The sequence below is a fragment of the Streptosporangium sp. NPDC087985 genome, from assembly GCF_044741965.1.
Lineage (GTDB): Bacteria > Actinomycetota > Actinomycetes > Streptosporangiales > Streptosporangiaceae > Streptosporangium.
Genome location: NZ_JBIUTQ010000025.1, coordinates 71829 through 81982, shown reverse-complemented (window position 1 = coordinate 81982; position 10154 = coordinate 71829). Strand labels below are relative to the sequence as shown.

Here is a 10154-nt window from a genome sequence, read left to right as displayed (position 1 = left end):
TCGAAGCCGTGCTCGATCAGCCAGCGAACTGCCAGCAGGCTTCGCAACGACCACCACGCGTGGATCACGTCGAGGTCGATGTCGGTGCCATAGCCAGCGATGACGTCGTCGAGGTGCTCCTCGTGTCCGAGCGTGAAGGTGGCGAGGTCGTACAGGGCATCACCCTGGCCCGCCTCGGACCAGTCGATGATGCCGGTGACCTCGTCGCCGTCGACGAAGACGTGCGCGATCTGCAGGTCGCCGTGTGTGAACGCCGGAGTCCACGGCCGGAGCGCGGCCTCGGCGACCTGGCGGTTGCGGGTGACCAGGTCAGCGGGCAGGACACCGTTCGTCACGAGCAACTCGCACTCGTCGTCGAGTTCCGCCGCCAGCGCGACGATGCTCCGGCCGGCCCGGCCCGGCAGGGGCGGCAGGGGCGCTTCGTGCAGCTTCCGGATGGCGGCGCCCGCCGCGGCCCACGCCGCCGGCGACCCGGTCGACGGCCCGCCGAGGCGCCCAAGCGTCGTCCCCGGGAGTGCGGCGATCGCGAGCACGGGCGGCTTGCGCCACAGGACCTCCGGGGTCGGGACCGGCGCGAGGGACATCGCCTCGACCTCGACGTCGATGCGCGCCTGATCGGCGTCCACCTTCAAGAACACGTCACCGACGCGCAGAGTCGCGCGCTCGGAATGGGCGACGACGACTTTGACCTCATCCATGGGTGACCAGTATCCCGGGGATGATCGCCGACGTCGCCAGGTTTATCGCGTGCGATTACGCGGCTGACCGCGTCCCGCTACCCGGCGGCCTCGTGCACGACACCGACCTCTGACCAGGTCAAGCCCACCACTTTTGTTAGGAGTTCTTAGCTTCGCTTTTAACCCGATGGCGAGTGGTTCTCGACGGAAAGCGGCCACCGCGCGATGCTCCGAGTACGACCAAGTGCCCGGAGGTGTGCGGTGACCGTCATTACCAGTGTGCTCTCGCCGGACTCATCCCGCCAAGAGCCAGCCAACCTAGCGGCGTTCCGGCAGGAGCTGATGGGTTGCTTCACCCGTCGCTCGGATGCGCTGTTCGAGCTTGCCGATGCCGTACTGGCCGCCGGGCCGGTGGTCTCCTTGCCGCACCTGTCGCTGGATCCCCTGCATCGGCGCGGACACGGCAGTGTGTATGCCGCGCTGGCTCAGGGACGCATCAACACCGGTGCTCTGCGGGACCTGCTCGCCACGCGGTTGCATCAGCAACCTGCGGTATTCGCCATCGATGTCAGCTGCTGGGCGCGCAGCGATGCCGAATGCTCACCTGGCCGCGGGTTCTACTATCACCCCTCAAAGCACTCGGCGGGCAAACCGATCATCGCCGGATGGGCGTTCTCCTGGCTGGCCGCCCTGGAACTGACGACCAACTCCTGGACCGCCCCGCTGGATGTGATGCGCCTGGTCCCTGGTACGAACGTCAACGATGTCGCGGCCAGACAAATCCTCCAACTGCTCCCACGTCTGCCCGACAGCGGTGGCCGGCTTCCGCTGTTCGTCCTGGACGGCGGCTACGACCCGGTCCGGCTGATTCTCGGCCTACCGGCCGCACCGGTGCAGTTGCTGGTGCGGATCCGCTCCGATCGCTGTTTCTACGCCGCTCCGCCGCCTACCGAGCCGGGCGCCCGTGGCCGACCGCGCCGGCACGGCGCGAAGTTCGCCTGCACAGACCCGACCACCTGGCCGCCGCCGAGCGCCACCCTCACCACGACAGATGCACAGTACGGCACCGTCACCGTGCACGCCTGGAGCGGCCTGCACGCCAAGACCCAGCAGCATGACGGGCACGGTAGCCGTGGCCCGCGCCCAATCGTGCCCGGCACCGTGGTCCGGCTCACCGTCACCGCACTACCCGGCCGCACTCGCAAGCCCAAGACCCTGTGGCTGTGGTGGCACGGCCTCGCCGGCTGCCCCTTGGACTTAAACCTGTTGTGGCGGTCCTACGTGCGGCGCTTCGACCTTGAGCACACCTTCCGCTTTTGCAAGCAGACCTTGAACTGGACGCTGCCCAGGCCCCGCACTCCTGAACAAGCCGACCGGTGGACCTGGCTCGTCATCGCCGCCTACACCCAGCTGCACCTGGCTCGCACCCTCGTCACCGACCTGCGGCTGCCCTGGGAGAAACCCCTGCCCACGCACCGATTGACCCCTGGCCGGGTACGGCGCAGATTTCGCTCCATTCACGCGGTGGTAGGCACTCCCGCCAGCGCGCCACAACCCTGCGGATACTCCCCGGGCCGTCCCCCCGGCACCATTCGCGGCCCCGCACCTCGCCACCCGGCCATCAAAACAACCAGCCAGGCAGCCTAACGCCTCATCACCGGGTTAAAAGCGAAGCTAAGGCCCAGCGGGCGTCGGATATGTCACTGGGATACGGCTTCCGCTCGCTCATGGCGGAACTTCTACCCGACACATGTGATCGATAGTGGTCCTCGACCGGCCGGGAGCTTCTACCACATTTCTAGACCAGACGGAATTCGAGCGTCATTTGATAATCAAACATACGCCCTCATCAGCGATGGGGAATGAGCAAATCTATACCTATAGAACGAAGAGCCCAAAAGCCTGCGACCGCAAAGCGGGCACATGCCAACGAGCCATGCCTAACCCCCCACTCAGGACGGAAGCCAGGCCGGCCACCAAGGAGGAACGTTCTCGGCGCCGCAGTTAATGCCTCGCACGCCGGTGGGAGTGCCGGTCGTCGCGAAATCATAGAGAATCAGGGCGACCGGGCCGGCCACCAATACCACGACACCGAGCCAGAGGCCTGCCCGGAAAGCCACGACGGCGGCTCTGTCGCCGGCCCGTTTCCCGAGTGCGCGGAACGCCGCAACGAGAAGAGCGCCGAACAGGAAGACGGCCATGAAAATCAGCCATCTTCCGCCGAGCCAGATCAAGCTCGCGAGCGCTTCACCCGCGCCGAAATCGCCGAAGCAATACGCAAGCGTGCTGTCGACGAGCTGGCTGTCCGTCCATGCGGCCGCAGCGGAAAGCAGAATGATCGCGCCGAGGACTCCCCCGCATCCAAGGGTCCGGCGAATCCGAGATCTCGTAGCCATTCCGCCAATCCTTCCGTATTGCATGAGTCCCCCCTTCCGCCCCTTACTGACACGTCGGCATCCCCGGCCATCGAGAAGGGATTTGCAGCGCCTATCGCAGAGTCTCTCGACGTCTCCGCGACAGGCGCTGCCGTGAAGTGAAGGCGATCAATTGTAGCCGAAGCCGACCTTTGCCGTGCCGCGCTCTTGGAGGTGGAACAACTTCAGCGCCTCGTCGAGACTGCATTCTTTGTGGTCGGAGTAAACGAACTTGGTGTCTGGCGGGTCGGCGACGCTCATGACCGCCTGCTTACCTCCGCATGCGCCCATGGCCCCGATCAGACCCCACTCCGCAGACCTCAGGCCCGTCAAGGTCGGCATGCTTCCCGGGCGGAAGGCGCTGAATCCGGAAAGCGCGGAGAGCGTGTCGCCGATGTCGTTCTCCCCGCTCTTGAAGGCGTAGAGCTCTGGCGCGAGGGCGGTGCTCCTCGGCGTGAACCCGATGCCCGCCATGAGGTATCCGTAATGGAAGTTCGAGAAGACATCGTAGTGGATCATCTGGCCCATGCCGGTCTTCTCGCACTCGCGGGTCACACAGATATAGCCGTCATTTCGAAGACCGCCATGGCCGTTGTCGAGGTGGAGCAGCTTCCGCAGATATTGCTTGTGATCCCATCTGGCGTTGGTCTCGAACATGTTGTAGAGCTCTTTGGCCAGCCCGACGGAGAGGCCGCTCTTCCGATACAGCTCCTTCAGGTCCCGATACTTGCTGGTCTCCATGTTCACGACTATCTCGTAGTAGATGAAAAGCGAGGCTTCGGTGAAGTCGCGCGACAGTCCGTCGGCCCAGGCAGGGCGTTGAGCGGCGAGCATATCCATCCATACGTCACACTTCTGCTGGCCCGGATCCTTGAGGCATTGGCGGCGGTACTCCGTCTTACACCGGTCCGTCGGAGCAGAATTGCCATCCCCTCCCGCGCACTCGGGAGCAAGTGTCTGCATGAAAAGGCATTCTTTCGACTTCAGCGTGTGATTGCAGTACTGGTACGCGTCGACCTGTTCCTGCTTGAACTCCACGCAATCGTCGCGCCCGTTCTTCTTTCGGCAACCCGTATACGACTGCTCAACCTTCTTGCAAGCGGCGGTTCCGACATCCTTCACGCACTGCTTGTGGTCAGAAATGATTTCCTTGCATACGCCCGACTTCTTGTTCTGTTGCTTGCATTCGCCGTACGTGTCGACCGGGTTCGATGTCTTGAGCTTCTTCGACGTGGCCTTGTGCCCGTCGGGGTCGATGTTGGTGAGGGGGTTGTCGTTGGCGTAGGCGTAGCGGTTGAGCTGAATCGACGGGTCAGGGCTCTGCGTGAGGGTGTCGCGTGAGACGAAGCTGCCGGTGGCGGGCTGGTACCAGCGTGCGGCCATGTTGATCTTGCCGCTGGCGGGGTCGGTGTAGCCACCCTGGTAGCCGAGAGTGTGGGCTGCTCCGGTGCGAGTAATGACCTCCCCGAAAGGGTTGTAGGCGACGGAGTCGATCAGTGAGGTGCCGGTGGCGGTGAAGGCTCCGATGAGGTCGCCGCGCAGGTCGCAGAACGCCAGCTGGGCGCCGGCACCGTCCGACAGGCCGAGGGTGCGGCCGAGGGCGTCCCGGCCGAACATCGCGGTCCCGCTACCGGTGGCGGCGTCGGTGACAGTCACGAGGTTGTTGGTGGCGCCGTCGTAGGCCATGCGCTGGGTCTTGCCGCTGTAAGTGCGGGTTTCGACCCGGTCGAGGGTGTCCGTGGCCGTGTTGCGCGTCGACGTGGCGAAGCATGTCCCAGATGAAGATCGCCCCTTCATCGGCTTTCACGCCGATCTGACACCGGCAGACCTGCTGGAGGCGCTGCGCGGATGGTGGGTGGGGAGACCGGAAAAGATCGCCCAGGCCGGCATTCTCCCGGTGACACTCGGCGGATTCATTGTCGCCGTACTAACGGGGCTGAGCAGCTGGGACAGCAAACTGACCGACAATGGCCTGATCCGTCATCGTTTCGACGCGAGACTCGCCGGCTACATCAGCGACCTCGACACGGCCATCAACATGATCACGACCGGCACGGCCGATGACCTGCGAATCGCCGAGCTCCTTCTCGGCAAGCGCCTCAAATCCACGTCCGGCGGCCCGATCGCCTACGTGACCGTAGCCGCTCATCAGCCGGCCTCCGGGGTCAGCGGCCGCTGATCCCGCGGCAGTACCAAAAACCAACCGTCCCCCAGGCCCCCGCCGGAGGGTCTGGCGTCGTTCGAGTCCCTGAGGCCGTTTTCATCGACGACGATTTTGACCCCGAGTTCGCCAACGGACCCGGCTGCTGCGGACCGTTACCCGGCCGATCTTCCTGATCGTCGACGGCTCCTCGATCCACACTGCCCGGGCGGTCGGTGACTTCGTCGCGCGCACCGGCGGTCGTCTGCGCCTGTTCTTCCTGCCTGCTTATGCGCCCGATCTCAACCCCGATGAGTGGGTCAACCAGAACGTCAAGGCCCGGGTGGCTCGTGAGGCGGTCGCCGATGAGCACGAACTGGCCGCGGCCATGCACCGTGGCATGCACCGGCTGCAGAAGCATCCCGACATCGTCCGGACCTTCTTCGCAGACCCTCACCTGGCCTACATCGGCCCGTAACGTCAATAATCCCAAAACTTACGATCGGCTCAGTATGGCATCAGCGGGTACGGCTGGGCTGATCTCGGTTTGATCCGCGCCAGGCTGGGAGCGGGGTGCCGACCCGAACTCGGGCGCCTACTCCTTCGGCGGCTACGACGGAAAGCCGTTGCACCTCGCGGCCGAATGGGGAACGCCTGAGTCGGTGACCGAGCTGGCCCGCCGCGTCGACGACGTCGACGCCGAGTACGACGACCGGACCGCCCTGTGGACGGCCGTCTTCGCCCACCGCTTGGACAGCGCCCACGTCCTGGTCGCCGCTGGAGCGGACCCGTGGCGGCCCATGATGGCCGGATGGTCTCCTGGACGGCTCGCCCTCGCCGGTCCGGCGCCCGACCTGTTCCCGCTCCCTGCTGGGCACCCCGGCCTGTCCCCCGCCGAGGCCGCGACGGTCGCGGAGGCGCGACGCCTGATCTCCGCGCTGGGGGAATTCGACGAAGAAGGCTTGGGCGTTGCGTGCGTGGCGAACATCACCGCGGCCGAGGCCGCCCGGCGGTTGGAAGCCCGACCGGCCGATGACGCCGACATCGAGGCGGCCCTGGATGATCCGTGGTCCGACTTCGATGGCAGCCTGGGGATCGTCGGGGTCACCGACGATCCCGGCGGATGCGTCGTCACCCAGCCATGGGGATACGTCCCCTACACCCCCGAAGTGACCTTGCCGCTGTCCGTGGGAACGGTCTGCTACAGCATGTTCGCCAACCCCAAGAGCGGCAACCAAGGGGCCGTGAGTCGCAATGGAGTCATTGAGGACTCGGACACGCATCCCGGCGGCGGCGATGCCGGGGGCCACCTGACGGCCGACGAGATTCTCGCCGAGTACCTCTACCAGGGCCAGGCCGAGGCCTATTGCTGCGCCGCGGCGGGACTGCGGCCGCCCGACGCGCGAGCCGTCGTCGGCCCACCGGATCTGTGGTTGCGGCTGCTGAAACGAGGCCGCACACCACGGCCGTGGATGTGAACACGATCCCGTCAGTACAGCTTCACCTGGTTTTGACCGTCGGCGACCACAACTGCATCCGGTAGAGCTCGACACAGACGACGTCAGCAGGGAAGTCGGGCTCCTCGGTGTTGGTCAGTTTCCTGGTCTGTACGCGGGCCGACCAGGAGGCGTCCTTCACCCCGGTGTCGAACTGGAGGTACTCGTCCCACTCCTCGGAGAAATGCTGGACGAGGCCAATGGTTCCGGAACCGAGATAGAGCTCCCCCTCCCACATCTGGGTCCAGGCGGCAAGCCTCTCCGGTGCCCCATCCCAGAGCTCGAACCTGACGTGGATCACGGAGTCTGTCGGCGAGTCGCTGGTGATGTTCACGCCGTTCGGTCCAGCTGAGATCATCGGTTGCTGCCTGTGCAGGACATCACCAGGAGATGGGGTACCTGTGGGTTCACCATCCGTCACCTCCGTAACAAGGAACTCGCTGCCCAGGTGGATGGTGATGGAATCGAGGGCACTGGTGAGAAGGACTGCCACAGCGATCGAACCTCTCTGAGAATGGGACAGCAGAGGGCTCTGGCGCGGGCCGTTCGTAGCCATACGCCAGAGCCTGTCGGCAAGCCTAGGCGAACCGGTCGTTCGGGGCGGGGGTCCGCAGGACGGGCGGGATACGGCCTGCTAACCGGACTCGCGCGATGGCCGGACTCACACCGACCACCGATCCCCATTCGGCTTGACGACCGAGGGGGAGCAAACAGACACTGACGGTGTCGTGCTCTCTGGGGTACGGAAGTGGCGCCGGGACCCCCCCGATGGAATCGGGAGCCCGGCGCTTGCGCTTTCTCCGGCCAGGTCGCCGACGCGTTCCAGGAACGCGACGCGGTCTTCGAACAGCGGCCACCACTGCTGATCCCCATCCAGCCATCCGGTCACGATCCCCGCGATGACATCGGCCGTCCACAGCGCGACATCCGAGCCGGCGTTCCCAGTTGACCGACATCTCCGCGGCGATCTGCCGCTTCGAGCGAAACATCGTCCTGCGTGAGCTGCTGAGTGAGCCGGTCACGGCCGCGCCACCGCGCAACGGGCCCCCTGCGACCGTGGGGTCCAGGTAGCGCTCGATCCGGTCGAAGGCGCTGTGCCAGGCGTTCAGTGGTAGCCGAACTGGCCGAGGCGGTGATGGGCGATCTCGATCTCGGCCGGCGTGAAGAGATCGGCGAAACGCGGCTGGACGACCAGCGCCTCGACGGTCAGGTCGAGGCGCCCGCGCTCCCAGAGAGCGGCGAAGCCGTCGGACACCGCCGGCGCGTTCAGGAGCTTGCGTGCCGTGGCGAGACTGCCGTGCTCGGCGAGCATGCTCAGGAAGTACGCCGCGTGATAGTTCGCCTCGGCGCGTGCCCTGTCGTAGACGGAGCGCATCGCCTCGTTGAACTCGACGTCCACCGCCGTCCCGGTCTCAGGCTCGTCCCCGACAGCAGGGAACCCTGAGCCCTCAGAGGTCCCGGAGGCGCTCTCGTTGCGACGGGTCACGTAACCGAGCAGGGCGTCGACCGAGGTGAACACCTCGTACCCCAGTTCTTCAAGCCGGGGCAGATCCGCGACGTCCGGATCGAGCTCCAGGACCACGGGCCTGCCCTGGCCTGCCTGCAGCCCGTCCGGCCAGAAGGCCTCGGCGACGGCCAGCATACGACCGGTGACGGGATCGGCGATCTCGCTGTCGAGTGCCGGTTCGGCGTACCCCAGTCGCACCAGTTCCTCGGCCATGGCCTTGACCTGGGCCGAACGGACGTCGTCCTGCTCGTCCGGGACCACCGTCACCGGCCGGAGGTCGGTGGCCGCCACCGCGGAGACTCCGTTGCGGAGTTCGGTCAGGAAGGACTGCACGGCCTGCGCCAGCAGTTCACGCCGGGCGGCGAGGAAGTCGGGGTAACGCTCGATCCGCCACAGGTCGGGGTCGGCCGGGATCCACTGCGAGGCGAGCACGCCGGGGTGCTTCTCCTCCGCCTCCGCGAAGTACTCCTGGGGGGCGCGCTTCCCGATCATGAGGTTGGTGTCCTGTGTCAGGAAGCAGAAGTTCGCGACGGCGTTGACCTGCGATCGGTCGTAACCGGCCCGGTAGAGCAGCGCCTTGGGGAAGATGTGGTGCACCTGCAGGGAGGCGAGCTTGCCCAGCATCTCGGCGCGCAGTTCCAGCCCGCTGCCGAGGTCCCGTGCCCCTTTGACCCGGGTGAGCATGTAGAGGAGCGGGTAGAAGCGCGAGCCCTTGGTGGAGCCGTCGAAGTCACGGGCCTGGATCTCCAGGTTTCCGCCGCGCCAGCGCTCCAGGGACGCGATCAGCCCGTCGATGCCGGACTCCTTGACGACCTCGTAGTCCTGGGCGAGCACGGTCTCGGTCGATCCGGCGAAGCGCCCCCACAGCGCGGAGTGGACGTACCAGAACAGCACCTTGTCCCGGTGCACGGCGTCGGCGAACCGGCCTCCCGGGCTGAGGTGGAGCAGCCGGGAGATGACGGGGATCGCGTAGCGGCCCATGAGCACCTGCTCATGGTCCAGTCCGAGCCGTCCGGAGGCGGCTTCGAGGAAGTTACCGACGTATCCGACGGACCTGGCCAGGGCGGTCTCGAAGTCCGTGGCCGACACGGAGTCGAGCGCCGTGAACACCGCCCGTCCCGTCGCCACGGCGGTGGTGTTGCGCAGCAGCCAGTCCAGGGAGAACTCGAATCCCGCGCCCTCCCAGCGCTTCAGCTGGTCGCGCATGACCTGCCGGGCGGGAGACCAGTGCGCGCAGATCTTCGCCAGCGCGAGGTCGCCCTTGGACAGCGCGGTGCCGCCGGAGTTCACCCGGTTGAAGATGTCGACGACGACTTCCACGTCCTTGTCCGGACCGGTGATCTTCTCCTCGTGGAACTCCCGCTCAAGAAGCTGCCTCAGCCGGTTCAGCCGTTCCAGGTAGGTCGTGAACTTGTCCGGAGCCGAGCTGAAGTCCTTGATGAAAGGCTCCAGCCCGTCGGTGAACAGACGGGTCACGTCCACCCATCTGGCGTCGTCGCGCATCTTCGCCGGGGCGTAGAACTCGAAGTTCTCATCCTCGACGTTGAAGCGGAGGCCGGTGAACGCGGAGGCGTCCCCCTCGAAGAAGGCGGGCGCCTGGCCGCGGATCACCCCGTAGAGGGAGGTGATGCGCTGCTGGCCGTCGAGCAGCAGCAGCCGCACGCCGCCGTCAGTCGCACCGCCACGGACGGAGGCCTGATCCGGCTCGGTCTCCCACAGCAACAGGCCGCCGACCGGATATCCGCGATAGAGCGAGCGCATGAGCCCGCGGACCTGGTCTCGGGTCCAGACGTATCCCCGCTGGAACTCCGGCAACAGGACGGTGCCGTTGTCGATCTGGTGGAGGAGTACCGAGAGCTTGGCCATGTCCCGCCTTCATTGTGACGAATCGATGATCTTAACTGCCGCCGTACGGTTTGC

General features: G+C 65.9%; 9 protein-coding genes. 4 read left to right on the top strand and 5 right to left on the bottom strand.

Annotation, left to right across the window (positions count from 1 at the left end; all coding sequences use genetic code 11):
* Nucleotides 1-698 (bottom strand): phosphotransferase family protein (locus tag ACIN94_RS29635; protein ID WP_400713116.1); only part of this gene is annotated, 698 nt, incomplete at its 3' end.
* Nucleotides 699-938: 240 nt separating this feature from the next.
* Here ACIN94_RS29635 and ACIN94_RS29630 point away from each other — a divergent pair.
* Entirely contained in the window at nt 939-2324 is a 1386-nt protein-coding gene (locus tag ACIN94_RS29630) for an NF041680 family putative transposase (RefSeq protein WP_400713113.1), read from the top strand.
* 305 nt (nt 2325-2629) lie between these two features.
* Here ACIN94_RS29630 and ACIN94_RS29625 read toward each other — a convergent pair whose 3' ends face one another.
* Both ACIN94_RS29625 and ACIN94_RS29620 read right to left on the bottom strand, forming a co-directional pair.
* Complete coding sequence (locus tag ACIN94_RS29625) at nt 2630-3073, bottom strand: hypothetical protein (RefSeq protein ID WP_400713110.1); 444 nt, start codon at nt 3071-3073, stop codon at nt 2630-2632.
* A gap of 147 nt (nt 3074-3220) precedes the next feature.
* Nucleotides 3221-4777 (bottom strand): RHS repeat-associated core domain-containing protein, encoded by a 1557-nt coding sequence (locus ACIN94_RS29620; protein WP_400713107.1) that lies wholly within the window; start codon nt 4775-4777, stop codon nt 3221-3223.
* 58 nt (nt 4778-4835) lie between these two features.
* Here ACIN94_RS29620 and ACIN94_RS29615 point away from each other — a divergent pair, with 58 nt between their 5' ends.
* From ACIN94_RS29615 to ACIN94_RS29605, 3 genes are all read left to right on the top strand, one after another.
* Nucleotides 4836-5270: a hypothetical protein gene (locus ACIN94_RS29615; protein WP_400713104.1), complete on the top strand. Its 435-nt coding sequence runs from the start codon at nt 4836-4838 to the stop codon at nt 5268-5270.
* Between the two features lie 124 nt (nt 5271-5394).
* A complete protein-coding gene (locus ACIN94_RS29610) occupies nt 5395-5709 on the top strand; it encodes a transposase (protein ID WP_400713125.1) in 315 nt (104 codons plus the stop codon).
* 184 nt (nt 5710-5893) lie between these two features.
* Nucleotides 5894-6709, top strand: a complete 816-nt coding sequence (locus tag ACIN94_RS29605; protein ID WP_400713101.1) for an ankyrin repeat domain-containing protein — start codon at nt 5894-5896, stop codon at nt 6707-6709.
* A gap of 22 nt (nt 6710-6731) precedes the next feature.
* Here ACIN94_RS29605 and ACIN94_RS29600 read toward each other — a convergent pair whose 3' ends face one another.
* Both ACIN94_RS29600 and ACIN94_RS29595 read right to left on the bottom strand, forming a co-directional pair.
* Entirely contained in the window at nt 6732-7220 is a 489-nt protein-coding gene (locus ACIN94_RS29600) for a hypothetical protein (protein ID WP_400713098.1), read from the bottom strand.
* Nucleotides 7221-7832: 612 nt separating this feature from the next.
* Nucleotides 7833-10100: a DUF262 domain-containing protein gene (locus tag ACIN94_RS29595; RefSeq protein WP_400713095.1), complete on the bottom strand. Its 2268-nt coding sequence runs from the start codon at nt 10098-10100 to the stop codon at nt 7833-7835.
* Between the last annotated feature and the right edge of the window lie 54 nt (nt 10101-10154).